This window comes from Bordetella genomosp. 13, from assembly GCF_007679965.1.
Lineage (GTDB): Bacteria > Pseudomonadota > Gammaproteobacteria > Burkholderiales > Burkholderiaceae_B > Bordetella.
The window spans coordinates 1-25,986 of record NZ_VEHL01000010.1 but is presented as its reverse complement, the minus strand read 5'-3'; the positions used below and the strand labels follow the sequence as shown (position 1 = coordinate 25,986).

Below are 25,986 nucleotides of genomic sequence, written 5' to 3'. Positions count from 1 at the left end.
CCGCGCGCGGACCGGGGTGCGGGCCGATCTGACTCCAACGGAAAAGGAAGACACGACATGGCGAAATCGGACCTGGCCGACAAGCTTGGAAAAGGCGACATGGTGCTGTGTGGCGGGGTATGGGACGCGCTGTCCGCCATCATCGAAGAACGCGCCGGGCTGGACGCGGTCAAGCTGGGCTCATCGCAGCTGGCGGCCTCCGTCGGCCTGCCCGACATCGGGCTGCTGTCCGCCGCGGAAACCCGCGACCGCATCTTCAACATCGCCGGCCACATCGACATCCCGCTCATCGTGGATTTCGAGTCGGGCTACGGCAGCGAGCGCGACATCGCCAGCGCGGCGCACTGGGCGCGCGAGTTCGAACGCGCCGGCGCGGCCTGCATCCACATCGACGACTATGGCGACGACAAGTGTCCCTGGCTGCCGCCGTACCTGCCGGTGCTGATGTCCGCCGAGTCCATCGCCGACAAGATCAAAGCGATCTGCGACCGGCGCGACAGCGACGACTTCCTGATCATGGTGCGCTCGGGCGCCACGTCGTCCGTGGCGTTCCAGGACAAGGAGGAAGCCTTCGACGAAAGCCTGCGTCGTTTCCAGTTGTGGAAAGAGGCCGGCGCGGACATCGTCTGGCCGCGGGTATTCCACGACGACCACTTGGCGCGGGCCCGCGCGGCCTTCTCGGGCCCGCTGTCGCAGTCCATCGCCGGCGACCGCGCGCAGGGGCGCACGGGGGCGGAGGGCAAGAAGGAGAAATCCCGCAGCGCCGCCGACTATCACGCGTTGGGCTACAGCCTGCTGACGGTGGGCGCCACGTTCCAGACCGTGATGATGCAGGCGCTGGCGACCGCGGCGAAGATGTTCCGCGAGACCGGCGACTGCAACAGCTTCGAATCGATGTCGATGCCGTTCAAGGAATGGGTCGAGCTGGTGGATTTCTCCGTATGGTCCGGGTTGAACCATGGATGACGCCGCCCGCGCATCGCATCCCGATCCGGCATCCCTGCGCGATTTCGAGGACTTCAGCCTGGGGCAGCGTTTCACCGACGAGGGCCGCGAGATCAGCGCGCAGGACCTGCTGGACTTCGCGGCCGTGTCGGGAGACCGCCATCCGCTGCACGTCGACGCCGGCTGCGCGGCTGGCCAGGGACATCCGGCGCCGCTTGCGCATGGCCCGCTGGGGTTGGCGGGATTCTTCGGCTGGGTATTTCGCAGCGGCATGGCGCGCGACGCCACCATCGCGCTGCTGGACACCCACTGGCGCTACCTGGCGCCCGTGTATGCAGGCGACAGGGTGCGCTACGACGTGACCATCACCGCCTGCCGCCGCGCCTCGTCGGGTGGGCGCGGCATCGTCGGCCGGCACGTGCGCGTGCTGAACCAGCACGGCGCCCTCGTGCAGGAAGGCACCAGCGCGGTCATGGTGCGGGCGCGCGGCAGCCGGCGCTGCGTCGGGCAGGAGCTGCTGACGCGCGCGTGGGCTCAGCGGCTGGCGCTGCGGCTCGAAGCCGATCCCGCCTTCCAGGCCGCGACCTCGACCTGGGACGGCGCCATCGGGCTGGAGGGCGATGGCGCCGAGACGGCCCTGCGCATCTATCGCGGAAGGATCATCGAGGCGGGCCCGCGGATGCCGAACGGACCGACCTTCACTGTGAAGGCCAGCGACCTGGCCTGGGCGTGGCTGGTCAGCAGCGCGTCGGACGACTTCATGCGGCTGGCCATGCAGGGCGCGTTCTCGGTGCGCGGCGAGGCCTACGAATACGTGCGGCATACGCGCACGATGGCCTTGCTGGCGGCGGCAGCGCGTGCGGAATTCCAGGAAAGGAGTTGGACATGATAGGCGCCCGATACATCGAGATCGACGGCGCCGACGCCTACGTCGAGCACTGGGGCGAGGGCCGGCCCGTGCTGTGCCTGCACACGGCCGGGCAGGGCGGCTGGCAGTGGAAGCGGGCGGCCGGCGGGCTGGCGCAACGGGGCTATCAGGTCATCGTGCCAGACCTGCCGGGGCATGGGCGCTCCGATCCCGCATTGGCCGGGCCCGTGCGCGATCTGGGTCTCTACGCGGCCTGGTGCGAGAGCCTGATCGATCGGCTGGGTCTTCGCGATCCCTACGTCGTGGGCTGCTCCATCGGCGGCAAGATCGCGCTGGACCTGGCCTTGCGGCGCGGCCAGCGCCTGGCCGGCGTGGTGGCCATGGCGGCGGACGCAGGGCTGCCGCGCCAGGCAGGCGAGTCCATGGCGCGTGGGCTGGAGCGGGAACTGGTGGACGCGGCCGCGCCCAGCCGGTCGGACCGCACCTATCTGGGCACGTTGGCCGTGGTGGGCCGCAAGGTGCCGGAGTCGCGGGCGGCCGCCATCGCGCGGATGCATCGTCGCGAAGATCCCGAGGTGTCGACGTCCGACCTGATCGGCTGGGCGCGCTTCGACCGCATCGCGGCGCTGGGCGGGATCGCCTGCCCGGTCCACATGGTGGTGGGCAGCGACGACCTGTGGATGGATGCCGAGCGCGCTCGCGGCGCCGCCCAGGCCATTCCCGGCGCGAGGTTTACGCTGCTGGACGGCATCGGCCACTATCCGATGGAAGAGCTCGATGACGCAGCCGGGCACATCGATGGCTGGCTCAAGCAACTGGAAGGAGCATCACGATGATCGGCATGGCCACGCCGGATCTGTCATTGCCGTGCCTGCTTGAAACCGCGATGCGGCGCGACCCGGATGCCACCGCCGCCATCGACGCGGGCATGGGCGAGATCGAAGGCATCCGTGTCTCGTACGGCCAGCTGTGGCGCCGCGTGCTGAACCTGCGGCATGCGCTGGCCGAGCGCGGGCTGGGCCAGGGCGATTGCGTCGGCGTATGGCTGCCCAACTGGTCGGACAGCCTGGTGTGGCAATTCGCCGCGGCCTCGCTCGGGGCCCACGTGATCGGCATCAATACGCGCTACAACGTGGAGGAAGTGGTCCACGTGCTGAACCATGCCCGCCCCAGGGTGCTGGCCATCGCGCATGGCTTCGCGCGGCTGGATCTGGACGAACGGCTGCGCCGCGCGACGGCGCTGTCCACCGCGCCCGCCCCATCCGTCGCCGTGGTGGCTGGGCCGCACGGCGTCCGTCCGCACGCCGAGGTGCTGCACGATTACGACGTGGGTGGCGGCGCCTGGATTGCCGACGCGCCGGTCGAGCCGGGACTTGTCGCGACGCGACCGCCCGGAACTGCCCTGCGCGACGCGTGCGCGCCTGCAACTGCGCTGGGCGCGGAGGAAGGCCGACCAGACGCGCCCGCGGCCATGCACCATCCCGACGCGCTGGTGGTCGCTTTCACCACTTCCGGCTCCACTGGCCGTCCCAAGCTGGCGGCCCATACGGCGCGCGCGGTGGTCCAGCACGCCCGCGCCGTGGCCGAGCGGGGTGATTGGCGGCCCGGCGATGTGACGCTGTGCGCCTTGCCGCTTACGGGCGTGTTCTCGTTCGTGCCGGCCGTCACGGCCCTGGCGACGGGCGGCGCCTGCCTGTTGCAGCCGACCTTCGATCCCGACGCCATTGTCCAGGACATGGCGCGCTTCGGCGTCACCCACGTGGTAGGCGCGGACGACATCGTGGGTCGGCTGGCGCAGGCCTGGCAGGCGCGCAGGCCGGGCCTGCCGCGGTGGCGCCGACTGTTCATCGCGGACTTCAACGGCGCGTCGCAGACCCTGGCGCAATGGGCGGAGCACACCTTCGGCGTGGTGGCCTGTGGCGTATACGGCTCGTCCGAAGTGTTCGCGCTGGCTGCGTTCTGGTCCGAATCCGTCGCGGCCCCGCGGCGATGGGGCGGCGGCGGCATGCCGGTGTCGCCGGGCATCGACGTGCGATGCGTGGATCCCGATACCGGTCAGGTCATGGAGGCCGGCGCCTGCGGCGAGTTGCGTTTTCGCGGCTACAACGTCGTGGACGCCTATCTCGGCGCCCCGGATCTGCGCGTCCTGCAATGGGATGATGAAGGCTGGTTCCGTACCGGCGACCTGGGCGTGGTCCATGCCGACGGCGCGTTCGAATACGTCTGCCGCGCGGGCGACGTGCTGCGCCTGAAGGGATTCCTGGTCGAGCCCGCGGAGATCGAGCAGCGCCTGGCGGCGCACGACGCCGTGGACGTGGCCAAGGTCGTCGGCATCCAGCTGGCCGACGGGCAGACCGAGGCCGTGGCCTTCGTCACGCTGAGGCAAGGGGCGTCGGTACGGCCCGACGCCTTGGCGGCCTGGTGCGCCGACCGGCTGGCCCGATACAAGGTGCCGCGCAGCGTGCACGTGCTGGACGCCATGCCGACCACTTCGGGCGTCAACGGGATCAAGATCAGGAACGCCGAATTGCGCGACCTGGCGCGGCGGCTGGCGAGATTGGACGTCCCGCCACGGCCCGCACGATGAGGCATGGCGGCAAAGGCGGTACGATCACCGGCATCGACAGCGGCGTGCCGTCCGGCACCGTCCCGCGGCGGAAATCCCCGCTGCGGCGGCCGCGCAATGCAAAGGAATATCGCATGACCGAACCAACCGCGGTGCGCGTGTGCCGCAGCGACCAACTGGTGGACGGCGGTCTGGGCATCAAGGTGCCGGCCCAGGATCGCCGTGGCCCCACGACCGTGTTCTTCGTGCGCTACCAGGGCCGGGTGTATGGCTACCTGAACCGCTGCCTGCACATGGGCGTGGCCATCGACTGGGAAGGCAGCTTCTTCACGCGCGAGGGCGACCTGCTGATGTGCGCGCGGCATGGCGCCACCTTCGCGCCGGACACGGGCGCCTGCATGGGCGGGCTCAACATGAAGGGAAACCTGAGCGCGGTGTCGGTCGAGGAGCGCCAGGAAGAAGAGGGCGGCGTCGTGTACTGGCTGCCGGACGAACGCATCCGGCCGGCAGGGCAGGCAGCGTCATGAGCCCGCCGGGCCGCCCCAAGGGCGAATACCGGAGTGCGCAGCACGAAGGTTTACCGATGAGCCCGCCGGGCCGCCCCAAGGGCGAATACCGGAGTGCGCAGCACGAAGGTTTATCGATGAGCCCGCCGGGCCGCCCCAAGGGCGAATACCGGAGTGCGCGGCACGAAGGTTTATCGATGAGCCCGCCGGGCCGCCCCAAGGGCGAATACCGGAGTGCGCAGCACGAAGGTTTATCGATGCGCCCGCCGGGCAGGCAGCGCCATGCCCTGCCGGACGATTACCGGGCGATGGCCGTCCTGCCGATCACGGGCCACGCCAGTATGTGTTCGAGCACGACGTCCTCCTGTTCGCGATGCGGCACGTGCCCGCACGCCGGCAGGATGTGCACCGTCACGTCGCCGGGGGCCAGGCTGGCAATGCGTGCCGGGTGATCGACGGATCCGTATTCGTCGGTGTCCCCGTGCAGCGACAGGACCGGACTGCGCACCTGTCCCAATTCCTCGTCCAGGCTCCAGCTGGCGAACTCCGGCGCCAGCCACGAATCGATCCAGGCGTGCAGCACCCATTCGGCCTTGTCGCCATGGTATTTCGCCAGGCGCTGCACCTGGACGGGGTCGGAAAACGCCTGCTTCGCCTCGCGGATGCCGTTCAAGGTGCGGTCTTCGGCATACATCTGGGCCGACTCCGAGATCAGACCCGCGCAGGCCGACGGATAGCGCGCCGCGCACGCCACCGCCATGCCGCCGCCCACGCTGTGTCCGAACAGGACGAAGCGCTCCAGCGCCAGGGCCTCGCGCACGCTGCGAAAGCCCTCGTCCGCCTCGTTCCGGATGAAATGCAGCGGCGGCAGCGTGCCGGGATGCGGATCCGAACGGCCGAAACCCAGGCGGTCGTAGGCGATCACGTCGCGGCCGGTGGCCGCTGCCAGATGGGCGGGGAAGTCGCGCCACAGCTCCACGCAGCCCAGCGAGTCGTGCAGCAGGACGATGGGCGGCTCGGCGCCGAAGCCGTCGGCGCCGGGGCTCCAGCGCCGCACGAAAAGCCCACCCTGGTCGGTCTGGATTCTGTAGTCGTTGGTCTGGATCGTGGACATCGCCTTCTCATCCCATGTAATGCCGCGGCAGTCCCGCCGCCGCCACGCCGATAAGCACCGTCGGCAGCATAGGCAATCGCGTGGCCGCCAGCAAGTTTAGGCCGGGCGCGGCCAGGTCGGCGGTGGGGGGCAGGAAGGTGCGGCGCTTGCCATGCGGATGCTTGCCCAATGGGCCACGCGGTTCTGGTCTGGCGATTCCAGGCCAGTGTGGCCAGAGCACCGTTCAGTGACGGCTGTCCGGCCCGCGGGCATCCCCATCCCTTTCTTCTGCGAAAATGGCCCATGGAATCGATTTCCATCCCTGGCGCGGGCAGGGTGTATCGGGCAGCGCCGCCGGCATTCCACTATGCTGGAGCCCGCAGGACGTTCCGCATCCCAGGTGCCTGACATTCTTTCAAGTTGGTTTTCCGTTTTGAACGCCGTATCTCCTTCTTCCACAGCCTCCCAGCCCGCCGCGTCGCTGCGCGCGACGGTTCAATTGCCCATCCGCCTGGCGGATGGTTCCGAGGCCCTCGCCCTGGCATACAGCTTCAACGGCCTGAGCGACGGCAAGGACCACTTCGCGCTGCGGTTCGGCGAGCCGACCGCGGTGCCCGTGGTGCGGCTGCATTCCGAGTGCCTGACGGGCGACGTCTTCGGCTCGCTGCGCTGCGACTGCGGCCCGCAGTTGCAGGAGGCGCTGAAGGTGCTGAAGCAGGAGGGCGGTTATCTGCTTTACCTGCGCCAGGAAGGCCGCGGCATCGGCCTGTATTCCAAGCTGGATGCGTACCGCCTGCAGGAACAGGGGCGAGACACCTATGCGGCCAACCTGGAATTGGGCCACGGCCTGGACGACCGCGACTACACCTCGGCCGCGCAGATGCTCAAGGCCTTGGGGGTCACCCGCATCGAGCTGGTCACCAACAACCCCGACAAGAAGCAGCAGCTGGAACGGCTGGGCATCGAGGTGGCCAAGTGCCGCCTGACGGGCGTGCACGCCAACCAGCACAACCTGGCCTATCTGCGGGCGAAGATCGACCGCACCGGGCATCTGCTGCGCATGGACGGCGAAGACAAGAAATAGGCACTGAAGGACGTGGCGGCAGCTTGTCCCCGCCGCGCCGGCCGCGGCGGCGTTGCACGCGGCGCCCTTCGAACGACGGCGGCGCTTGTAGCAGCGGCCCGAACCTATGGGTTGCGCGTGCCGGCTGCCGCCTTGTCGCCGGCATTCGCGGTGCGCGACAGCGCCAACCCGGCGATGATCACCGCGATGCCGATCCCATGGTAAGCGTGCAGCGACTCGCCCAGGAATCCCACCGCCATCAATGAGCCGTACACCGGCAGCAGGTGGATGAACAGCGAGGCCTTGGCCGGGCCGACGCGCGCCACGCCGATCGTGTAGAGCAGGTTGGCCAGCAGCGAGGCCACCACGCCGACGTACAGCACCGCCGACACGGTCATCACGTTCCAGGTGGCGCGGGCGCCGGCCAGGTATTCGGCGGCGGCAATCGGCAGCAGCGCGACGGCGGCGATGCCCAGCTGCACGCTCAGCACGCCGATCCTGCTCAGGCTGGGCGGCAGGGCGCGCAGCCACAGCGAGTACAGCGCGAACGACACCATGGCCGCGAACACGATCAGGTCGCCTTGCGAGAACGACAGCGTCAGCAGGCCGCGCAGGTCGCCGTGGGTGATGATGGTCAGCACGCCGACGCAGCTCAACGCCAGCCCGCAGACCTGCCGCGCCGCGAGTTTCTGGCCGAAGAACAGCGCCGCCAGCGCCAGGACCAGCACCGGAATGGTCGAATTCAGCAGTTGCCCGTTGGCCGCCGTGGTGTAGTGCAGGCCCAGATACACCAGCACGTTGAACGCTGCCAGGCCGGACAGCCCGGTGCGCACCAGCAGCCAGCGCAAGCTCCAATACTGCCGCCAGTCCTGCCGGATGGCGGCCCAGCCGAAGGGCAGCAGGCAGGCGAAGGCGATCACGTGCCGGGCGAATGCCAGCATCATCGGCGGCACGTCCGCGCGCACGGCCCGCCCCACGATGAAGTTGCCGGCCCAGAACAGGGGCGGCAGAACGAGGATCAGCCAGCCGAATGCGTCCGCCTTGCGGCCCTTGTCGATGCCCATATGAAAAAATCCGGTGCCCAGTGGGGTTGCCTGCGGAGCGGTCGCCCCGCAAGGGCGCAAGAATACCCTGTCGCGGCGGACGGGCGGCAAGCGCTTTGTCCGAGCCCCGCGCCGACCCCCAGGCGCGAGGTATTTTTCCGTTCGCAGCGCGTGAAGATCGTCAGCGAGCTGACGATTTGGCACAATATGGCGATGCCTGGTCCACCCTTGCGTATTGCGCAAGGGTCCGGCGGGCGTACCATTGCCGTAGACCGGCAACGAAAGGCCTGGCCTTCGCCGTGCGCGTCCATCCGGACGCTGCGGCCTGGCTGGGGAAGAAGACATGGACACGATAGACACATTGGTGCTGCGCACCTTGAGGGACTGGCGCATGGCCGGGCGGCGGGCCGTGCTGGCCACGGTGGTGCGCACCTGGGGCTCGTCGCCGCGGCCCGTGGGCGCGATGATGGCCCTGTGCGAGGACGGGGGCGTGGTGGGCTCGGTGTCGGGCGGCTGTATCGAGGACGACCTGATCGAGCGCTACACGCAGGCCTATGGCCGCGGCGCCATCCCGGCGGGCCCGCCCGAGCTGATCCGCTACGGCGTCAGCGCCGACGAGGCGCACCGTTTCGGGCTGCCGTGCGGCGGCACGCTGGAACTGCTGCTGGAGTTCGATCCCGATGCGCGGTCGCTGGACACGCTGGTGGCGCGCCTGGATGGCGGCGAGCTGGTGCGCAGGGAAGTCGGCTGCGCCGACGGCGCCGTGCAATTGCTGGCCACCGATGCGCCCTGTGAACTGCAGTTCGACGGCTCCCGCCTGGCCAACACGCTGGGGCCGGGCTACCGCATGCTGCTGATCGGCGCGGGCGCGCTGGCGCAATACCTGGCCACCATGGCGATCTTCAACGGGTTCAGGGTGACGGTGTGCGATCCGCGCGTCGAGCACCGCGCCACCTGGTCCATGCCCGACGTGCCGCTGCTGACCGAGATGCCCGACGACGTGGTGACGGACTTCCGGCCCGATACGCGCACCTGCATCCTGGCGCTGACCCACGATCCCAAGCTGGACGACCTGGCGCTGCTCGAGGCCCTGGAAAGCCCGGCCTTCTACGTGGGCGCCATCGGATCGCGCCGCAACAGCGCGGCGCGCCGCGCGCGCTTCATGGAACACTTCGACGCCACCGAGGCCTCGCTGGCCCGGCTGCGCGGGCCCATCGGGCTTTACATCGGCAGCAAGACGCCGGCCGAGATCGCCGTCAGCATCATGGCCGAGGTGCTGGCCACGAAGAACGGCGTGGCGCTGGCGCCGGAAATGGACATCACGGAAGCCAAGACGCAGCGGGAGCTGGGCACGCTGGCGCAATGAGCGGGGCGGGGCCCCTGTCCTTGCGCCGGCTCGTGCGGCGCCCGTTTTTACAACGACCGTTGCACGGCGCTCGTTGCACGGCGCCCGTATGCACGGCGCCCGTTGCACGGCGCCCGCATCCTCCCCGCGGGCTGCTGCCTGGCGGCGCAACGCCCGCCAGGTTTCTCAGAACGCCCGCAGCAGCGACCGCCCGTAGTGGTTGTTGGACTCGACCAATATGCCCAGCAGGCGCATGAACACCTCGCGATTGCGGGCGTTCAGGGGCTCGAGCAGGCGCGCCTGGGCGCGCGCCATGCCCTCGTGCAGCTCTTCCACGATCTTGCCGCCGGACTTGGTCAGCTTGGCCTGGCGCGAGCGCTTGTCCGCGGGATTGATGCGCCGCTCGATCAGGCCGCGCTCCTGCAGCCGCTTGATCACGTCGGCGGTGGTGGTGCGGTCCAGGCCCACGTCCATGCCGATCTCGGTCTGGTCCATCCACGGCACCAGCGACAGCGCGGTCAGCACGCCGTACTGCACCGGCGTGATGTTCTGCGAATGGCATTCCTCGAAGAACATGGCGTAGTGGATCTGGTTCAGGCGCCGCACCAGGAAACCCGGGCGTTCCCACAGCACCTCGCGGGCGGGATCTCCGTCTTCATCCACGGGCAGGCGGGCCTGGGGAACTGCCGACTTGCGCGCTACCGAGGCTGTTTTCTTTGGAGACGCCATGCAGACTTCCCGTGAGGATAAAAGGACAGTGTACTGAATAAAATCAGACAGGGTAGACCAGATCGTTGGCCAGGATGTTCGTATCGTAGATCACGTCGCGTCGCTTCAGCCGCAGCGTGCCGTCCTCGCGCGTGAATACGTCCTGGTAGACCCCCGCCAGGTGCACGGTGGTGGGGCCCTCGACCAGGGTCTGCATCAGCAGGAAGCTGGCGTGCGAGGTGATCCGGCCGGCGCCGTCCGCGTCGATCACGCGCACGCCGCTGACGATGTGCAGGAGGTAGCGCGGCGCGAACATCTGCGTGCGCGAGATCGCCACCGCGCGGTCGTGCATCATGTCGCGGCCTTCGGCGTAGACCAGGCCGACCGGCAGGTCCAGTTCGGCGTTCTCGCGCGCGGTCACGCGGTACACCGCGTCCGCGACGAAGAAGTCGGGCCAGCGCTCGACGTCGCCGCCGTCCAGCGCGGCGCAGTACTCGGCATGGAACAGCTCGATCTCGGCCTTCAGGGCCACGGCCTGGTCCAGCGGCAGGCGGCTGGGCACGTAGGTATTGCTCTGGTTCATCTCGGCGGATTCCTTCAAAAGCCCATGACCTGGCGGTAGTACTGGTACATCGAACGGATGGCGGCCTCGGAGATCAGCGTGTCCGAGGTGCCGAGCTTGCCGCTTTCCAGCTTCAGCACGTTCAGGTCGGTGCTGGAGCGCCGCACGCCTTCCTGCACGAACTTCATGGCCTCGTTGTCCTCCAGCCCCAGGAAGCCGGCCGGGCCCATCAGGTTGCCCTGGCGCAGGCGGTGACGCTGCATCTCTTCCGTGTCGTCCTCGTAGCCGAACATGGTCCACTGCATGATCATGCTGTTGGGGCCGTTCGGGATGATGTGCCGCACGCCCAGCGTGTTCATCTCGCGCTGCACGATCAGGTTCGGCCAGATGGTCTGCATGGTGACCGACCAGGGCGAGTCGAACTCCTTCACGTATTCCAGGAAGCGGTCGTCGCGCAGGCGCAGGCCGTCGTGGAACGAGCGCATCTCCTTCTTGTTCTCTTCGCTGACGGTGGCGTATTTCTCTTCGCTCTTGGCCGAGGCCATGGTGCCGTGGCGGCCGTGCACGGTGTCCACCGTCATCGCCGACTTGTTGCCGGCCACCAGCAGGCCGAACACCACCAGGAACGAGTGCAGCAGGGTCGCGTGGTACGGATCCTTCAGGTTCTCGTGGTACATCTTCCAGTTGCAGGGCAGCTCGTTGCGGTAGTAGCCCAGCAGTTTCAGCGGACGTCCCGGGAACACCGCGTCGAAGTCCTCCAGCATCTCGGGCGTCAGGTATTCCTCGATGGGTTCGACCTCGTCGGAATACGACGCGAAGATCACGCCGTGGCGCGTGGTCACGTTCAGCTTGCGCAGGCCGTGCTCTTCGTTGCGGAAGTCGCGCGGCATGCCGCCCGCCTTGTTCACGCCGCGCTTGAACGGCACGCCCTGCAGGTTGCCTTTCAGGTCATAGGACCACTGGTGGTACGGGCACACGAATTCCTTGGCCTTGCCCTGGCCGTGGCGGCAGAACTCGGCGCCGCGGTGCGCACACCGGTTCTCGAACACGTGCAGGCTGCCGTCCTCGGCCCGTGAGACCACCACCGGCACGGCGCCCACGTACGAGCGCTTGTAGCTGCCGGGCTCGGGCAGCTCGCACTCCAGCGCCACGTAGTTCCAGGTCTTGCCGCGGAAGATGCGGTCCTGTTCCTGTTCGTAGACGGCCTGGCTGGTGTAGACCCAGTCGGGCACGAAGTGCAGGGCGTCCTCGGGCCAGACGCAGTCCTGCAGCGGCGGGTCCTTGCGGGCGGGGGTGATGCCGATCACGGTTTGCGATTGATACATGAAAGAGCTCCGATGAGCCGCGCGTTCAGGCGGAACGCTGCAGGCAGGATTTGACGAAAGGCTTCAGGGCGGTGGCCGGATCGGCGAACGCCGCGGGGTCGATGGCGGCCGCCTGCTCGAACAGCGCGCGCAGCGCGCGCAGGTCGCCGCCAGCGTTGATGGCGACGCCGTGCACCGGCACGCCGTCGCGCAACCCCAGGCACAGCAGCTTCGGCGCGTCGTCGCCGGGCCGCGCCGCGCCGCGCACGACGTAGTCCAGGCCGGGCTGCGGCGCGCCCAGGATCTGGATGTTGCAGCCCAGCTGATCGGTCCAGAACCAGGGGTAGGGCGCCGCCGGACGCGCCGCCTGCAGCATGGATGCCGCGGCCAGCGCGCCGTGCGTGTTGGCGTTCTGCCAGGACTCCATGCGCACCGGCTGGCCGTCGGGCGCGCGGCACTGGCTGGCGCAATCGCCGGCCGCCCACACGTATGGATCCGCCGTGCGGCAGTCCGCGTCCACCAGCACGCCCGCGGTGGCCTCGCACAGGGGCAGGCCTGCCGACACGGCCAGTTCGGTATTCGGTACCAGGCCGATGGCCACCAGAATCTGGTCGGCCTCGACCTGGCCGCCGGCTGACAGCGCCAGCGTGGTGCCCGCGGCCGCGGTGGCGGCCGGCACGGCGCCCGTCGTGGAAACGCCCAGGCGCACGTCCAGGCCCAGCCCGCGGGCCCGTTGCAGCAGCCAGTCGCTCAGTTCGGGCGGCAGCACGCGACCCAAGAGGGCGGGCGCGCCCTCGACCACGGTGACGGCGACGCCGCGCTGCATGGCGGTCCAGGCGGCCTCCAGTCCCAGGAACCCGCCGCCGATGACGGCCAGGCGTACGCCCGGGGCCAGCGCCGCGCCCAGGGCCATGGCGTCGTCCAGCGTGCGCAGCACGTGCACGTTGGGCAGGCTCTCGGGCAGCAGCGGCAGGCGGCGCGCGCGGCCGCCCGTGGCCAGCAGGCAGGCGTCGTAGTCCAGGCACCGGCCGTCGGACAGCACGACCTGCCGCCGCTCGCGGTCCAGCGCGCGGGCGGTGGCGCCCGCGATCAGTTCGATGCCCTGATCCGCGTAGTACTGCAGGGAATGCATGCGGCCCACGCCGCCGTCCACGCCCGCGCCCAGCGCTTCCTTGGACAGGGGCGGGCGCTCGTAGGGCAGGTGCGTCTCGTCGCCCACCAGCGTCAGGGCGCCGGCATAGCCGAGTTCGCGCAGCGTGCGCGCGGCCACGGCGCCGGTCTGCCCCGCGCCGACGATCACGATGGAGCCGGGTGCCGTCATCGCTCAGCCTTCCAGCTGCGCGAAGACGGCGCCGTCCTCGACGCGGACCGGATACACGCGGATGGGCACGGTGGCCGGCGCGCATTCCGGCTCGCCGGTGCGCAGGTTGAAACGGGCCTGGTGCAGGGGGCATTCGACGCAGCCGTCTTCCACGTAGCCCTCCGCCAGCATGGCGTGGCCGTGGGTACAGACGCCGTCCGACAGGAAGTATTCGCCGTCGCACTTGTACAGCGCCAGTTGCGCCTGTCCGACGGTGACCGCGATGGCGCTGTCGTCGTCGACCTGGTCCGTGGAGGCGATGCGTATCCAGTTCATGGTTTCATTCCGCTAATTGATCAGTACACTGAGCAAAGTCTAGCAGCGATGCGACGAATCTTCCAGCATTTGTGGCGCCGATGATCTACGGGAAAACACGGGGTCGAAGGCCCGCTCACAACACTGGTGCAGGCATGCATTCTCCTGGGGCGGGCGTGTGCGATCGTGGTGCATCGCAACGATCCGAAATTTGTCCGTATGCTGAGGATTTAACCTATTGACGAACGCGCAAACTAATCAGCATACTGAATAAAAGCGCGACAAAAAAAGTCGGTGCACTGAGTTTCAGTCCAGGTGGCACGATCCTTGCATGAGGAACCGATGACCACCGACAGCCAAGGGCCGGTCGGCCACTCGAACAAGGGGAATTGAGTTATGCAACGTCGTCGTTTCCTGACCCAGGCGGCAGGTATGGGGGCCGCCATCGCGGCCGTGCCCGCAATCGCCCAAGAAGGCGCCACCGTGCGCTGGCGCATGTCCACCAGCTGGCCCAAGAGCCTGGACGCCATGTACGGTTCGGCCGAAGAGCTGGCCAAACGCGTGTCGGAACTGACGGGCGGCAAGTTCGAGATCCGCGTCTTCCCCGCGGGCGAGATCGTGCCCCCGGCGCAGAACATGGACGCCGTCAGCAACGGCACGGTGGAATGCAACCACGTGCTGAGCACCTTCCACCTGGGCAAGAACACGGCGCTGGCGTTCGACACGGGGCTGTCGTTCGGCCTGAGCGCGCGCCAGCACAACGCGTGGATCCACTACGGCGGCGGGCTGGAGAAGCTGCGCGCGCTCTACAAGAAGTACAACATCGTCAACCACGTCTGTGGCAACGTCGGCGTGCAGATGGGCGGCTGGTTCCGCCGCGAGATCAAGTCGGTCGATGACCTGAAGGGCCTGAAGATGCGCATCGGCGGCATCGGCGGCATGGTGCTGTCCAAGCTGGGCGCGATCCCGCAGCAGATCCCGCCGGGCGACATCTATCCCTCGCTGGAGAAGGGCACCATCGACGCGGCCGAATGGATCGGTCCGCACGACGACCTGAAGCTGGGCCTGAACAAGGTGGCGCCGTACTACTACTCGCCGGGCTGGTTCGAGGGCAGCGCCTCCATCACCACCATGGTGAATGCCGCCGCTTGGAACGCGTTGCCGCAGGGCTTCAAGGCAGCGTTCGAATGCGCCGCCTCCGAGCAGACCATGAAGATGCTGGCCAAGTACGATGCCAGCAATCCCGCCGCCATGAAATCACTGCTGGCCGGCGGCGCCAAGCTGTCGTTCTTCCCCCGCGACGTGATGGATGCGGCCTACAAGGCCTCGCAGGACCTGTGGAAGGAGCAGATCGCCGCCAACCCGGATTTCGCGGCACTGTTTCCGCAATGGTCGGAGTTCCAGCGCGACCAGGCCAGCTGGTTCCGCGTGGCCGAGAGCGCGTTGGACAATTACACGTTCCAGGCCGTCACGCGTCGTTGAGCCACGGCCCGCCAGCCGTCCGTTCACCTTAGAGGTATTCCATGCAAGACAAGCCGCACGCCGCTCAAGGCGCCAAGCCCCAGGGCGTAGGCGCGCGCGTTCCCCGCAAGGAGGACATGCGCCACCTGATGGGCAAGGGCCAGTTCGTGGGCGATATGTCCATGCCTGGCCTGCGCGAGGTCGCGTTCCTGCGCAGCCCGCTGGCGCACGCCCGCCTTGCCGGCATCCGCATCCCGGATGCGCTGGCCGGCAAGGTGTTCACGCGCGAGCACATGCAGGCGCTGGACATCGTCGCCGACTCGACCCTGCCCACGTACCAGCGGTCGGCCCAGCCGCCGCTGGCGCGAGGCAAGGTGCGCTTCGTGGGCGAGCCGGTGGTCATGGCCATCGCGCCCACGCGGGCCGAGGCCGAGGACCTGGTCGAAGAGGTGGGTGTCGACTACGACGAGCTGCCGGTCTACGCCAGCGCCGAGGCGGCGCTGGCGGCCCGGGACAACCTGGTGCACGACGAGTGGAAGGACAACCTGTTCGTCACGCTGAAGGCCGAGAAGGATTTCGCGCCCGAGGCGCTGGACGCGCCCGTGGTGGTGCGGCGCCGCGTGGAACTGGCGCGGCAGTGCATGGTGCCGATGGAAGGCAAGGCGGTGTTGGCCTACTGGGATCATCGCGAGGACCAACTGGTGGTGGTCAGCGCGACCCAGGTGCCGCACATGATCCGCACCGGGCTGGCGCAGTGCCTGGAGCTGGATCAGTCCAAGGTGCGCGTCATCTCCCCGGACGTGGGCGGCGCCTTCGGCTACAAGTGCGTGCTGCAGCAGGAAGAGCTTTGCGTGGCGTGGCTGGCCATGACCTACAAGAAGCCGTTCCGCTACCTGGAGGACCGCCGCGAGCACCTGATCGCCGGCGCCAACACGCGCGAGCACAACTACGAGCTGACGGCCTATGCCGACCGCGAAGGGCGGCTGCTGGCGCTGGACGCGCACATCGTCATCGACGGCGGCGCCTATTCGGTGTGGCCGTTCACCATCGGCCTGGAACCTGGCCAGGCCACGGGCAACCTGCCCGGTCCCTACGATTTCCAACGCTACCGCTGCCTGACCCAGTGCGTGGCCACCAACAAGCCCGGCTTCGTGCCGTACCGCGGCGTGGCGCGCACGGGCGTGTGCTTCGCCATCGAACTGCTGATGGACAGCATCGCCTACCAGGTCGGCAAGGAGCCCTGGGAGGTGCGCCTGCTGAACCTGGTCAAGCCCGAGCAGATGCCCTACGTGAACGTGGCCAACAAGCACTTCGACAGCGGCGACTACCCGGCCAGCCTGCGGCGCGCGCTGGAGATGATCGACGCGCCCGCGGTGCGGCGGCGCCAGGCGCAGGCCGAGGCCGACGGCCGCCTGATCGGACTGGGCGTGGCCACCTATACCGAACAATCGGCGCACGGCACCTCGGTGTTCGCGGCCTGGGGTACGCCGGTCATTCCGGGCTATGACCAGGCCGCCGTGAAGATCACGCCCGATGGCGGCGTGGAGGTGCGCGTGGGCGTGCACTCGCACGGCCAGGGCATGGAAACCACCTTCGCCCAGGTCGCCAACGAGATCCTCGGCACCGACATCTCGCGCGTCAAGGTGCTGCACGGCGATACCGGGCAGACGCCGTTCTCCACCGGCACCTACGCCTCGCGCGCCATGGTGATGTCGGGCGGCGCGGTGTCGCAGGCGTGCAAGCGCCTGGCGCCGCGGCTGTTGCACATCGGCTCGCACATGCTGGGCGCGCAGGCCGGCCAGGCCGAACTGCGCGACGGCGCGGTGTGGGTGGGCGAGCGCTCGGTCAGCGTGCGCGAGATCGCCAACGCCTGGTACATCAATCCGCACAAGCTGCCCAAGGACGCGGACATCGGCGGGCTGGAGACCACCGTGGGCTACAAGCCCAAGGTGGATACCGGTTCGTTCACCTATGCCAGCCACGCCGCCGTGGTGGCGGTGGACCCGGGCACGGGCGCCGTCGAGATCCTGGACTACGTCGTGGTCGAGGACTGCGGCACCATGATCAACCCCATGGTGGTCGAGGGCCAGACCTTCGGCGGCATCGCCCAGGGCCTGGGCACGGCGCTGTACGAAGAGACGCCCTACGACGAGAACGGCCAGCCGCTGGCCTCGACCTTCGCCGACTACGTCATGCCGGGCGCCACCGAGGTGCCCAGCATCCGCATCGACCACTTCGAGACCCCGTCGCCGCACACCGAGTTCGGCGCCAAGGGCATGGGCGAGGGCGGGGCCATCGCGCCGCCGGCCGTCGTCTACAACGCGGTCAACGACGTGCTGCGCCGCCTGCGCGCGCCGCTGGTGCAGCGCACGCCCTTGACGCCGAAGCGCCTGATGCATGCTCTGGCCGAGGCGGGCAGCGCCGCCGATCCGCAGGCCGCGCGCGCCGCTGAACTGATGGAGGTGGGTCAGTGAAGGCCGCCCGTTTCGACTATTCCTGTCCCGCCAGCCTGGCCGACGCCCTGAAGGGGCTGCTGGCCGGCGACAACGCGGCCAAGCCCATGGCCGGCAGCCAGTCCCTGGGGCCGATGCTGAACCTGCGCCTGGCGCGGCCGGGCGCCGTGGTGGACGTGTCCGGCGTGAAGGAACTGCGCCAGGTCGAGCGCCGCGGCGAGCGCCTGCGCGTGGGCGCGGCGGTCACGCATGCCGAGATCGAGGACGGCGTGCACGCATTGCTGCGCGGCCATCCCATGCAGGGCGTGGCCGGCCGCATCGCCTATCGCGCGGTGCGCAACCGCGGCACGCTGGGCGGCAGCCTGGCCCATGCCGACCCCGCGGCCGACTGGGTCGTGGTGTGCGCGGGCCTGGGCGCCCGGCTGGAGATCGCGGGCCCGCAGGGCGCGGTACGGCACGAGACCGTGCAGCGCTTCATGGCCGGCGCCTATACCACCTCAATCCAGGAGGGCGAACTGATCGTGGCCGTGGACGTGCCGGCGGCCAATGCCGACAGCCGTTTCGGCTACTACAAGTTCTGCCGCAAGACGGGCGAGTTCGCCGAGGCCAGTTGCGTGGCCTGGTTCGATCCGGCCAGCCGCACCGCGCGCATCGTGCTGGGCGCGGTCGACGCCACGCCGCGCTCGTTGACGGCGCTGGCGCATGCCTGTGCCGCGCAGGGCGCGGCCGCCGTGACTCCGGCGGCGATCCGCGCGGCGGTGGAAGAGGCCCTGCCCGAGAAGGATGCGGTCGAGCGCCGCCTGTACGAAACCGCGGTGGCGCGCTGCCTGGCCCAGGCGCTGGGCACGCCCGCCACCCTGATGGAACACATGCCGCCGCGCGCGGCGCACGAGGCAATGCAATGAGTCTGGTATCGATGAAGGTCAACGGCGAAGCGGTGTGCCATGAAGTGCCCGCGCGCATGCACCTGGGCGATTACCTGCGCGACCAGGCGCGGCTGACGGGCACCCACCTGGGCTGCGAGCACGGCGTGTGCGGTGCCTGCACCGTGCTGGTCGACGGGCAGCCGGTGCGCTCGTGCATCACCTTCGCCGTGGCGTGCGAGTCGCGCGAGGTGGTCACGGTGGAAGGCTACGACGAGGATCCCGTGATGCGCCGCCTGCGCGTCGCCTTCACGGCGCATCACGCGCTGCAGTGCGGCTTCTGTACGCCGGGCATGCTGGCCACGGCGCGCGACATCGTGCTGCGCCTGCCGGACGCCGACGAGAAGCGCGTGCGCATCGAGCTGTCCGGCAACCTGTGCCGCTGCACGGGATACATGGGCATCGTGGCCGCCGTGCGTTCGGTACTGGCCGAGCTGCAGGCGCAGCCCGATCCTGCCGTCGAGGCGTTGCGGCGCGCGTTGCCGGCGGCGGCGCCGCTCGATGGACTGGCGCTGGCCGGATCGCGGCAGGACGCCCCGCAGGCGGGCGCCGCTGACGGCGCCACCCGGCAACCCCAGCCGTTGCGGGCCTTCGAGCCCCGCCAGGACGAGGACGAGGCGGCCGCGCCGGCTCCGCAGGCCCGGCCGGCCACGGTCGCCAAGGAAGGCAAGGGCAAGGGGCAGCACATCGCCGGCGAGTTCGGCGTGCCGTTTCCGCCGGACCAGGTCTGGGCGTTCATGGTGGACCTGCCCCGCGTGGCGGGCTGCCTGCCCGGCGCGCAGATCACCGCGCAGCAGGGCGAGGAAGTGCAGGGCCGCATCGGCATCAAGTTCGGCCCGATGCAGGCGGCCTTCGAGGGCACGGCCAAGCTCGAGCGCGACGACGCGGCCCAGGCCGCGATCCTGCGCGGCGCCGGCAAGGACACGGTCAGCCAGTCGCGCGCGCAGGGCGACATCGGCTATCGGCTGGAAGCGGACGGGCAGGGCACCCGCGTGCTCATCGACATGGACTATTCGCTGCAGGGGCCGCTGGCCCAGTTCTCGCGGTCCGGCCTGGTGCAGGACTTCGTGCGCCGCATGATCGCGGAGTTCGGCCGCAATGTGGCCCGGCGCATGCAGAACCCCGACGCGGCCCATGACGCGCCGGTGGCCGCCATCAACCCCGTCGCCCTGTTCCTCGGGGTGCTGAAGGATCGCATCATGCGACTGTTCCAGCGCCGCAGGCAGTAGTCCGGCCCCCGCAGTACCGCTTCTTCCTATCGCTTTTTCAGGTATCCCGTTTTCGTTGGGAGGCATCATGTCGCTTATACGCAAGCCGTTTCTCCTGTTGGCCGCCCTGGCCGGCATGCTCGTGGCCGGCGCCGGCCAGGCCGCCGACACCGTGCGCGTGCGCCTGGACTGGACGCCCTGGGGCGTGCACGCGCCGTTCCACCTGGCCGCCCAGAAGGGCTGGTTCAAGCGGGCCGGGCTGGACGTCCAGCTCGAGGATGGCAACGGCTCCGTGACCACGGTGCAGATCGTCGGCAACGGCGACAGCTTCGACGTGGGTCACGCCGCGCTGGCCTCGATGATGGTGGCGCGCGACAAGGGCCTGCCCGTCAAGGCGCTGGCGGTGTTCGCGCGGCAGGGCGACGTCGGCGTGCTGGTGCCGGCGGATTCGGGCATCGACGGGCCGGCCGGCCTGAAGGGCAAGAAGGTGGCCTATACCGCCGGGTCGCTGGAGGCGCCGTTCATCGATGCGTTCCTGGCGCACGGCAATCTGCGGCGCGACGCGCTGGAGCTGATCAACGTGGACGCGGCGGGCAAGGCCAGCACCTACGCGGTGGGCCGCGCCGACGCGGCGTTCTCGACCATCCCGTTCTTCCTGCCGGTGGTATCGCAGACGCGCGCCTCGCGCGCCGTGCGCTTCGCCGACTACGGCCTGCACATGCCCGGCTTCGGCCTGTTCGCCAGCGAGAGCAAGCTGGCCGCGCGCGGCGAAGTGCTGGGCCGCTTCGCCGGCGTGGTCGCCGCCGCGTGGGAATACATCTATGCCGGCCACCAGGACGAGGCCGTGGCCGCAATCCTGGCTGCGCGTCCGCAGGCGCGGCTGGACGCGAAGGTGCTGCGCGGCCAGATCGATGCGCTGCGCGACTACTTCGGCCCGCTGGAAGGCACGCGGGTCGGGCCGCCGGTGGCCCAGGACTGGACGCAGGCCGTGCAGACGCTGTCGTCTGTCGGCCTGGTGTCGGCGCAGCGGCCCGCCGCCGATTACTACGCCGAAGGCCGCATCGTGCTGCATGCGCCGTACGGGGCCGGCAAATGAACGGCCAACCCATGAGCGGCCAGGCGGACCGGGGCATTCCATCGAGCACCGGCGGCCATCCGATGGGGGGCATCACCATCGCCGCGCGCGGCGTGGGCAAGCGCTACGACGGCGAACGCGAAGTGCAGGCGCTGGCCGGCGTGGATGTGCAGGTGCCCGCGGGCCGCTTCGTCAGCCTGCTGGGGCCCAGCGGCTGCGGCAAGAGCACCTTCCTGCGCTGCGTGGCCGGGCTGGAGCCCATCAGCGAGGGCGAACTGTCCGTCTATGGCAAGCCGGTGGACGGCGCGCCCGAGGGCATCGGCTTCGTGTTCCAGCGCGACGCGCTGCTGGAATGGCGCTCGATCCGCGACAACATCCTGCTGCCCATCGAGTTCGCCGGCAAGCGGCGCCAGAACTACCTGGCCAAGACGGACGCCTTGCTGGAGATGACGGGCCTGTCCGCCTTCGCCGACAGCTACCCGCGCGAGCTGTCGGGCGGCATGCGGCAGCGCGCCGCGATCTGCCGCGCATTGGTGGACGACCCGCGCCTGTTGCTGATGGACGAGCCCTTCGGCGCGCTGGACGCCATGACGCGCGACCAGATGAACGCCGAGCTGCAGCGCATCTGGCTGCGCACGCGCAATACCGTGCTGTTCGTCACGCACGGCATCGCCGAGGCGGTGTTCCTGGGCGACGTGGTGATGGTGTTCTCGCCGCGGCCCGGCACGGTCAGGGAAGTGATCGAGATCGACCTGCCTCGCCCGCGGCCGCTGTCGATCCGCGAGACGCCGGCCTTCGGCGCCTACGTGGCGCGCTTGCGCGGGCTGTTCCAGGACATGGGCCTGTTCCAGGAGCCGGAGGTGGCGCGATGAATGCCGTGACCAACCGGCCGGTCCGCCGCAAGGCGTCCGGCGGCGCCATCGGCGCGGGCGCCGTGTCCATCGTGGCGGCGCTGCTGCTGTGGGAGGCGGCCGGGCGCCTGTTGCACCTGAGGCCCATCATGCTGCCGCTGCCCTCGGCCGTGCTGGCCGACCTGGCGAAGGACTGGCACTGGTACCTGGACCACGCCGTGTACACCCTGTTCACCACGCTGTGCGGCTTCGTGCTGTCGGTAGTGGGCGGCGTGGCCATCGCGCTGCTGATGGTCGGTTCGCGCGGCTTCGCGCGCTTCGGCTATCCGCTGATCGTGGCGCTGAACAGCGTGCCCAAGGTCGCGGTGGCGCCGCTGTTCGTGATCTGGATGGGCACGGGCGCCGAACCCAAGATCGCCATCGCCTTCCTGATCGCCGTGTTCGCCATCATCGTCGACGCCGTCCATGGCCTGCGCTCGGTTCCGCAGGACGTGCAGGACCTGGGGCGCGTGCTGCGCGGCTCGTGGCTGCAATTCTTCCTGAAGGTCCGGCTGCCCGCCGCGCTGCCGTCGCTGGTGGCCGGAATGAAGGTCGCGATCTCGCTGGCGCTGGTCGGCGCCATCGTGGGCGAGTTCGTCTCGTCGCAACGCGGCCTGGGCTACGTGATCATGAGCGCGCAGGGCACCTTCGACACCGTGCGGGTGTTCGCCGCGTTGTTCGTGCTGGCGGCGCTGGGCCTGCTGCTGTACGGGGCGCTGGTGTGGATCGAGCGCCGTTCCATGCCCTGGCGCGCGGACCATTGACCCGCCATGGCCAAGCACAGATTTCCCTCATCCCTTTCTACGATCTGAGACTGCAATGCAATCCCTGCTCCGGTTATCTCGCATGATCGATGCACTGAACGTCCTGGTGGGACGTGTGGTGGCCTGGTTGATCCTGGCCATGGTGCTGATCAGCACGGCGAACGCCTTTGGGCGCAAGTTCTTCCATTTCGGCTCCAACGCCTGGCTGGAGATCCAGTGGTACATGTTCGGCGCGCTGTTCCTGCTGGCCTCGGGCTACTGCCTGGTGCGCAACGACCACGTGCGCGTGGACATCATCGCCCAGAAGCTCTCGCCGCGCGGGCAGGTGCGCCTGGAGATCTTCGGCATCCTGTTCTTCCTCCTGCCCGGCTGCACGCTGATCATGTGGCTGGCCTGGCCCATGTTCTGGGAGTCGTACGCCAGCGGCGAGATGTCGTCCAACTCGGGCGGCCTGATCCGCTGGCCGGCCAAGCTGCTGGTGCCCGTGGGCTTCACGTTGCTGATCGCCGCGGCGCTGTCCCATTTGATCAAGTGCATCGGCTTCTTGCGCGGCGCCTGCGGCGACCCGCGGCAGCGCGAGGCCACCGCGGATGAGAAAGCGCTGGCCGAGGAGATCGCTGCGCGCTTGCAGGAAAGCGGCGTACCCGCCGAAACCACGGACGCGGCCGCCCCGGCGCCGGCTGCCGGCAAACAGGCCAGGAAGGCGGATTGAACATGGAATTCTTCATCAACAACATGGCGCCGATCATGTTCGCCACCCTGATCGTGCTGCTGCTGTCGGGATTCCCGGTGGCCTTCGCGCTCATGGCCAACGGCATCCTGTTCGGCCTGGTCGGCATGGAACTGGGCCTCTTGTCGCCCGCGCTGTTCCAGGCACTGCCGCAGCGCGTGTTCGGCGTGGTCTCCAACGACACCCTGCTGGCCCTGCCGTTCTTCACCTTCATGGGGCTGATCCTGGAACGCTCGGGCATGGCCGAGGAACTGCTGGAGACGGTGGGCCAGCTGTTCGGGTCGGTGCGCGGCGGCCTGGCCGTGGCGGTGGTGGCCGTGGGCGCCGTGCTGTCGGCCACCACGGGCGTGGTGTCGGCCTCCATCATCTCGATGGGCCTGATCTCGCTGCCCATCATGCTGCGCTACGGCTACGACCGGAAGCTGGCCACCGGCGTCATCGCGGCCTCGGGCACGCTGTCGCAGATCATCCCGCCGTCGCTGACGCTGATCATCCTGGCCGACCAGCTGGGCCGCTCGGTGGGCGACATCTACCGCGGCGCCATCCTGCCCGGCCTGCTGATGATCGTCATGTACCTGGTCTACGTGCTGTTCCTGACCTGGGCGCGGCCCGCCCTGGGCCCGGCCATGCCGGCCAGCGCGCGCGAATTCAAGGAGGCCAACGGGGCGTCCGGCACGCGCTCGCTGATCGTGCTGATGCTGTTGTCCTGCGTGATCGCCTATTTCCTGACGGTGGAAGTGCTGGACCCGGGCGCGCCCGTGGACGAAACCGTGGTCGTGTCCATCATCTGCTGGGGCGCGGTGGCCTTCGCGGCGGCGTCGATCAATCGCGTGCTGCGCCTGGGGCTGCTGTCGAAGATCGCCGAGCGCGTCACGTTCGCGCTGATCCCGCCGCTGGCGCTGATCTTCCTGGTGCTGGGCACCATCTTCATCGGCCTGGCCACGCCCACCGAGGGCGGGGCGATGGGCGCGGTCGGCGCGCTGATCATGGCGATCGCCAAGCGCCGCCTGACGCTGCCGCTGCTGAAGCAGGCCATGGATTCCAGCACGCGCCTGACCTGCTTCGCGCTGTTCATTCTGATCGGCTCGACCGTGTTCGGCCTGACGTTCCGCGCGGTCAACGGCGACCTGTGGGTGGAGCACCTGCTGGTCTCCGTGCCGGGCGGCGAGACGGGCTTCCTGGTGTTCGTGATGGTCTTCGTCTTCATCGCGGCCTTCTTCCTGGACTTCTTCGAGCTGGCCTTCATCGTGGTGCCGCTGCTGGCGCCGGTGGCCGACAAGCTGGGCATCGACCTGATCTGGTTCGGCGTGCTGCTGGCGCTGAACATGCAGACCTCGTTCATGCATCCGCCGTTCGGCCTGGCGCTGTTCTACCTGCGTTCCGTGGCGCCGCGCGAGGATTACCGCGACCGCGTCACGGGCAGCGTGATCCCGAAGGTGACCACCGGACAGATCTACTGGGGTTCCATCCCTTTCATCGGAATCCAGCTGCTGCTGGTGCTGATCGTGCTTCTCTTCCCCGGGCTGGTGACGCACTACAAGGATGACGTCCAGCAGATCGACACCAAGGACGTGAAGATCGAGATGCAGGGAGGGGGCTTCGACAGCAGCTACGGCGGCGGGGACATGAGCAACCCCTTCAAGTGAACGCGGGCCGTTCTTCCCCGCGGGGAAGGGCGGCCGGCAACCCGGGACACACCGGCGGACCTGGCGGGGCATCGAGGGGTCCGTCCGATTCAATTAGTCAGTACACTGACTATTAACGATACAAGAGGTAGAAACACCATGCGCAAGATCGCTTTCGAGGAGCACTACACCGCACCGGGCTTCCAGGACTACTCCAAGGTCTTCGCCCAGTACATCGACGCCGAATCGCTGGCCGAGCTGGGCCGCCGGCTGAGCGACTTCGACCAGCTGCGCCTGCAGGACATGGACGAGAACGGCATCGACTACGTCATCCTGTCGCAGACGGGCCCAGGCGTGCAGGCCGAGCCGGACCCGGCGGTGGCACTGCGCCGCGCGCGCGAGAACAACGACTTCCTGGCCGAGCGGGTGGCCCGCAACAGCAGGCGCTACGGCGGCTTCGCCGTGGTGCCCATGCACGATCCGAAGGTTGCCGCGGACGAGCTGGAGCGCACCGTGCGCGACTACGGCTTCAAGGGCGCGCTGATCAACGGCCACACCAACGGCACGTACTACGACGGCCGCGAGTACGACGCCTTCTGGGAGCGCGTGCAGGCGCTGGACGTGCCGATCTACCTGCATCCCGCCGACGCGTACGTGATGCCGCACGCCTACGCGGGCCATCCCGTCATCGAGCGCGCCACCTGGGGCTGGGGCGTGGAAACCGGCACGCACGCGCTGCGCCTGCTGTTCGGCGGCGTGTTCGACCGCTTTCCCGGCGTGAAATTGATCCTCGGGCACATGGGGGAAGGGCTGCCGTTCCAGCGCTGGCGTTTCGACAGCCGCTTCGCCGTGTATCCGCATGGCGTCACGCTGGACCGCGCGCCGTCGGCCTACCTGGGGTCCAACATCCTGATCACCACCTCGGGCGTGTGCTCGCATCCCACGCTGGTCGGGGCCATCGCCGAGATGGGCGCCGAGGCCGTGATGTTCTCGGTGGATTATCCCTATGAATCCAGCGCCATCGCCGCCGAGTTCATCGAGACCGCGCCGCTGGACGAGGCGACCCGCGCCCTGGTGTGCCACGGCAACGCCGAGCGCATCTTCAAGCTCTGACCATTCTTCTTTCGATCGCTATCCCTGGAGGAGCATCATGACCAAGACTTACCGCATCGGCCAGATCGTGCCGAGCTCGAACACCACGATGGAGACGGAGATTCCCGCGATGCTGCGCGCGCGCGA

Annotated in this window: 24 protein-coding genes and 2 pseudogenes; 18 read left to right on the top strand and 8 right to left on the bottom strand. The window is 68.9% G+C overall.

Features of this window, described 5'->3' with window-relative positions:
* Nucleotides 1-57 precede the first annotated feature (57 nt).
* The 5 genes from FS845_RS21680 (at nucleotide 58) to FS845_RS21660 (ending at nucleotide 4,906) form a co-directional block, all read left to right on the top strand.
* Nucleotides 58-966: an oxaloacetate decarboxylase gene (locus FS845_RS21680; protein WP_144639243.1), complete on the top strand. Its 909-nt coding sequence runs from the start codon at nucleotides 58-60 to the stop codon at nucleotides 964-966.
* Nucleotides 959-1,834, top strand: coding sequence for a MaoC family dehydratase (locus tag FS845_RS21675; protein WP_144639242.1), 876 nt, complete (start codon nucleotides 959-961; stop codon nucleotides 1,832-1,834). The genes FS845_RS21680 and FS845_RS21675 overlap by 8 nt, the downstream gene beginning before the upstream one ends.
* Nucleotides 1,831-2,649, top strand: coding sequence for an alpha/beta fold hydrolase (locus tag FS845_RS21670; protein ID WP_144639240.1), 819 nt, complete (start codon nucleotides 1,831-1,833; stop codon nucleotides 2,647-2,649). Before FS845_RS21675 ends, FS845_RS21670 begins: the two co-directional genes overlap by 4 nt.
* Nucleotides 2,646-4,400, top strand: a complete 1,755-nt coding sequence (locus FS845_RS21665) for an AMP-binding protein (protein WP_222130015.1) — start codon at nucleotides 2,646-2,648, stop codon at nucleotides 4,398-4,400. The genes FS845_RS21670 and FS845_RS21665 overlap by 4 nt, the downstream gene beginning before the upstream one ends.
* Nucleotides 4,401-4,513: 113 nt before the next feature.
* On the top strand, nucleotides 4,514-4,906 hold the full coding sequence (locus FS845_RS21660) for a Rieske (2Fe-2S) protein (protein WP_144639238.1): 393 nt from the start codon (nucleotides 4,514-4,516) through the stop codon (nucleotides 4,904-4,906).
* A gap of 277 nt (nucleotides 4,907-5,183) precedes the next feature.
* Here FS845_RS21660 and FS845_RS21655 read toward each other — a convergent pair whose 3' ends face one another.
* Together FS845_RS21655 and FS845_RS26965 are read right to left on the bottom strand one after the other, a co-directional pair.
* The gene (locus tag FS845_RS21655) at nucleotides 5,184-5,999 is read right to left on the bottom strand and encodes an alpha/beta fold hydrolase (protein WP_144639236.1); all 816 of its coding nucleotides are present in this window, start codon (nucleotides 5,997-5,999) and stop codon (nucleotides 5,184-5,186) included.
* Between the two features lie 7 nt (nucleotides 6,000-6,006).
* Nucleotides 6,007-6,120 (bottom strand): annotated as a pseudogene (locus tag FS845_RS26965) (AzlD family protein); the annotation flags it as partial.
* 357 nt (nucleotides 6,121-6,477) lie between these two features.
* On the opposite strand from FS845_RS26965, the gene ribA reads away from it, so the two are divergent.
* Nucleotides 6,478-7,062: a GTP cyclohydrolase II gene (ribA, locus tag FS845_RS21645; RefSeq protein ID WP_260986413.1), complete on the top strand. Its 585-nt coding sequence runs from the start codon at nucleotides 6,478-6,480 to the stop codon at nucleotides 7,060-7,062.
* 104 nt (nucleotides 7,063-7,166) lie between these two features.
* On the opposite strand, the gene FS845_RS21640 is transcribed toward ribA, so the two are convergent.
* Nucleotides 7,167-8,105, bottom strand: coding sequence for a DMT family transporter (locus tag FS845_RS21640; protein ID WP_144639232.1), 939 nt, complete (start codon nucleotides 8,103-8,105; stop codon nucleotides 7,167-7,169).
* A gap of 322 nt (nucleotides 8,106-8,427) precedes the next feature.
* Here FS845_RS21640 and FS845_RS21635 point away from each other — a divergent pair, with 322 nt between their 5' ends.
* On the top strand, nucleotides 8,428-9,450 hold the full coding sequence (locus FS845_RS21635; protein WP_144639230.1) for an XdhC family protein: 1,023 nt from the start codon (nucleotides 8,428-8,430) through the stop codon (nucleotides 9,448-9,450).
* Between the two features lie 165 nt (nucleotides 9,451-9,615).
* Here FS845_RS21635 and FS845_RS21630 read toward each other — a convergent pair whose 3' ends face one another.
* The 5 genes from FS845_RS21630 to FS845_RS21610 all read right to left on the bottom strand — a co-directional run bounded on the left by FS845_RS21630 (nucleotide 9,616) and on the right by FS845_RS21610 (nucleotide 13,639).
* Nucleotides 9,616-10,092, bottom strand: a complete 477-nt coding sequence (locus FS845_RS21630; protein WP_260986392.1) for a MarR family winged helix-turn-helix transcriptional regulator — start codon at nucleotides 10,090-10,092, stop codon at nucleotides 9,616-9,618.
* A gap of 109 nt (nucleotides 10,093-10,201) precedes the next feature.
* Nucleotides 10,202-10,720 (bottom strand): aromatic-ring-hydroxylating dioxygenase subunit beta, encoded by a 519-nt coding sequence (locus FS845_RS21625; protein ID WP_144639226.1) that lies wholly within the window; start codon nucleotides 10,718-10,720, stop codon nucleotides 10,202-10,204.
* 14 nt (nucleotides 10,721-10,734) lie between these two features.
* A complete protein-coding gene (locus FS845_RS21620; RefSeq protein ID WP_144639225.1) occupies nucleotides 10,735-12,024 on the bottom strand; it encodes an aromatic ring-hydroxylating dioxygenase subunit alpha in 1,290 nt (429 codons plus the stop codon).
* Nucleotides 12,025-12,049: 25 nt separating this feature from the next.
* Nucleotides 12,050-13,324: an NAD(P)/FAD-dependent oxidoreductase gene (locus FS845_RS21615; RefSeq protein WP_144639223.1), complete on the bottom strand. Its 1,275-nt coding sequence runs from the start codon at nucleotides 13,322-13,324 to the stop codon at nucleotides 12,050-12,052.
* 3 nt (nucleotides 13,325-13,327) lie between these two features.
* Nucleotides 13,328-13,639: a non-heme iron oxygenase ferredoxin subunit gene (locus FS845_RS21610; protein ID WP_144639222.1), complete on the bottom strand. Its 312-nt coding sequence runs from the start codon at nucleotides 13,637-13,639 to the stop codon at nucleotides 13,328-13,330.
* A gap of 375 nt (nucleotides 13,640-14,014) precedes the next feature.
* Here FS845_RS21610 and FS845_RS21605 point away from each other — a divergent pair, with 375 nt between their 5' ends.
* The 11 genes and pseudogenes from FS845_RS21605 to FS845_RS21555 all read left to right on the top strand — a co-directional run.
* Complete coding sequence (locus FS845_RS21605) at nucleotides 14,015-15,100, top strand: TRAP transporter substrate-binding protein (protein ID WP_144639220.1); 1,086 nt, start codon at nucleotides 14,015-14,017, stop codon at nucleotides 15,098-15,100.
* Between the two features lie 41 nt (nucleotides 15,101-15,141).
* Entirely contained in the window at nucleotides 15,142-17,553 is a 2,412-nt protein-coding gene (locus FS845_RS21600) for a xanthine dehydrogenase family protein molybdopterin-binding subunit (protein WP_144639217.1), read from the top strand.
* The gene (locus tag FS845_RS21595; RefSeq protein ID WP_144639215.1) at nucleotides 17,550-18,437 is read left to right on the top strand and encodes an FAD binding domain-containing protein; all 888 of its coding nucleotides are present in this window, start codon (nucleotides 17,550-17,552) and stop codon (nucleotides 18,435-18,437) included. Before FS845_RS21600 ends, FS845_RS21595 begins: the two co-directional genes overlap by 4 nt.
* Entirely contained in the window at nucleotides 18,434-19,684 is a 1,251-nt protein-coding gene (locus tag FS845_RS21590) for a xanthine dehydrogenase family Fe-S subunit (protein WP_144639213.1), read from the top strand. Before FS845_RS21595 ends, FS845_RS21590 begins: the two co-directional genes overlap by 4 nt.
* A gap of 67 nt (nucleotides 19,685-19,751) precedes the next feature.
* Nucleotides 19,752-20,759 (top strand): ABC transporter substrate-binding protein, encoded by a 1,008-nt coding sequence (locus FS845_RS21585; protein ID WP_144639212.1) that lies wholly within the window; start codon nucleotides 19,752-19,754, stop codon nucleotides 20,757-20,759.
* Between the two features lie 62 nt (nucleotides 20,760-20,821).
* Nucleotides 20,822-21,610, top strand: coding sequence for an ABC transporter ATP-binding protein (locus FS845_RS21580; protein WP_144639689.1), 789 nt, complete (start codon nucleotides 20,822-20,824; stop codon nucleotides 21,608-21,610).
* On the top strand, nucleotides 21,607-22,392 hold the full coding sequence (locus FS845_RS21575; protein ID WP_144639210.1) for an ABC transporter permease: 786 nt from the start codon (nucleotides 21,607-21,609) through the stop codon (nucleotides 22,390-22,392). The genes FS845_RS21580 and FS845_RS21575 overlap by 4 nt, the downstream gene beginning before the upstream one ends.
* A gap of 55 nt (nucleotides 22,393-22,447) precedes the next feature.
* Nucleotides 22,448-23,104 carry a TRAP transporter small permease subunit gene (locus FS845_RS21570; protein ID WP_144639208.1) on the top strand — a complete coding sequence of 219 codons (657 nt, stop codon included), beginning with the start codon at nucleotides 22,448-22,450 and terminating at the stop codon, nucleotides 23,102-23,104.
* A 2-nt stretch (nucleotides 23,105-23,106) separates the two neighbouring features.
* The gene (locus tag FS845_RS21565) at nucleotides 23,107-24,768 is read left to right on the top strand and encodes a TRAP transporter large permease subunit (RefSeq protein ID WP_144639206.1); all 1,662 of its coding nucleotides are present in this window, start codon (nucleotides 23,107-23,109) and stop codon (nucleotides 24,766-24,768) included.
* Nucleotides 24,769-24,906: 138 nt separating this feature from the next.
* Entirely contained in the window at nucleotides 24,907-25,860 is a 954-nt protein-coding gene (locus FS845_RS21560) for an amidohydrolase family protein (protein WP_144639204.1), read from the top strand.
* A 37-nt stretch (nucleotides 25,861-25,897) separates the two neighbouring features.
* A pseudogene (locus FS845_RS21555) lies at nucleotides 25,898-25,986 on the top strand (Asp/Glu racemase); the annotation flags it as partial.

Coding starts and splice junctions, on each gene's coding strand:
- FS845_RS21680 (WP_144639243.1), top strand. CDS start 58: ATGGCGAAATCGGACCTGGCCGACAAGCTTGGAAAAGGCGACATGGTG.
- FS845_RS21675 (WP_144639242.1), top strand. CDS start 959: ATGGATGACGCCGCCCGCGCATCGCATCCCGATCCGGCATCCCTGCGC.
- FS845_RS21670 (WP_144639240.1), top strand. CDS start 1,831: ATGATAGGCGCCCGATACATCGAGATCGACGGCGCCGACGCCTACGTC.
- FS845_RS21665 (WP_222130015.1), top strand. CDS start 2,646: ATGATCGGCATGGCCACGCCGGATCTGTCATTGCCGTGCCTGCTTGAA.
- FS845_RS21660 (WP_144639238.1), top strand. CDS start 4,514: ATGACCGAACCAACCGCGGTGCGCGTGTGCCGCAGCGACCAACTGGTG.
- FS845_RS21655 (WP_144639236.1), bottom strand. CDS start 5,999: ATGTCCACGATCCAGACCAACGACTACAGAATCCAGACCGACCAGGGT.
- FS845_RS21640 (WP_144639232.1), bottom strand. CDS start 8,105: ATGGGCATCGACAAGGGCCGCAAGGCGGACGCATTCGGCTGGCTGATC.
- FS845_RS21635 (WP_144639230.1), top strand. CDS start 8,428: ATGGACACGATAGACACATTGGTGCTGCGCACCTTGAGGGACTGGCGC.
- FS845_RS21625 (WP_144639226.1), bottom strand. CDS start 10,720: ATGAACCAGAGCAATACCTACGTGCCCAGCCGCCTGCCGCTGGACCAG.
- FS845_RS21620 (WP_144639225.1), bottom strand. CDS start 12,024: ATGTATCAATCGCAAACCGTGATCGGCATCACCCCCGCCCGCAAGGAC.
- FS845_RS21615 (WP_144639223.1), bottom strand. CDS start 13,324: ATGACGGCACCCGGCTCCATCGTGATCGTCGGCGCGGGGCAGACCGGC.
- FS845_RS21610 (WP_144639222.1), bottom strand. CDS start 13,639: ATGAACTGGATACGCATCGCCTCCACGGACCAGGTCGACGACGACAGC.
- FS845_RS21605 (WP_144639220.1), top strand. CDS start 14,015: ATGCAACGTCGTCGTTTCCTGACCCAGGCGGCAGGTATGGGGGCCGCC.
- FS845_RS21600 (WP_144639217.1), top strand. CDS start 15,142: ATGCAAGACAAGCCGCACGCCGCTCAAGGCGCCAAGCCCCAGGGCGTA.
- FS845_RS21590 (WP_144639213.1), top strand. CDS start 18,434: ATGAGTCTGGTATCGATGAAGGTCAACGGCGAAGCGGTGTGCCATGAA.
- FS845_RS21585 (WP_144639212.1), top strand. CDS start 19,752: ATGTCGCTTATACGCAAGCCGTTTCTCCTGTTGGCCGCCCTGGCCGGC.
- FS845_RS21580 (WP_144639689.1), top strand. CDS start 20,822: ATGGGGGGCATCACCATCGCCGCGCGCGGCGTGGGCAAGCGCTACGAC.
- FS845_RS21575 (WP_144639210.1), top strand. CDS start 21,607: ATGAATGCCGTGACCAACCGGCCGGTCCGCCGCAAGGCGTCCGGCGGC.
- FS845_RS21570 (WP_144639208.1), top strand. CDS start 22,448: ATGCAATCCCTGCTCCGGTTATCTCGCATGATCGATGCACTGAACGTC.
- FS845_RS21565 (WP_144639206.1), top strand. CDS start 23,107: ATGGAATTCTTCATCAACAACATGGCGCCGATCATGTTCGCCACCCTG.
- FS845_RS21560 (WP_144639204.1), top strand. CDS start 24,907: ATGCGCAAGATCGCTTTCGAGGAGCACTACACCGCACCGGGCTTCCAG.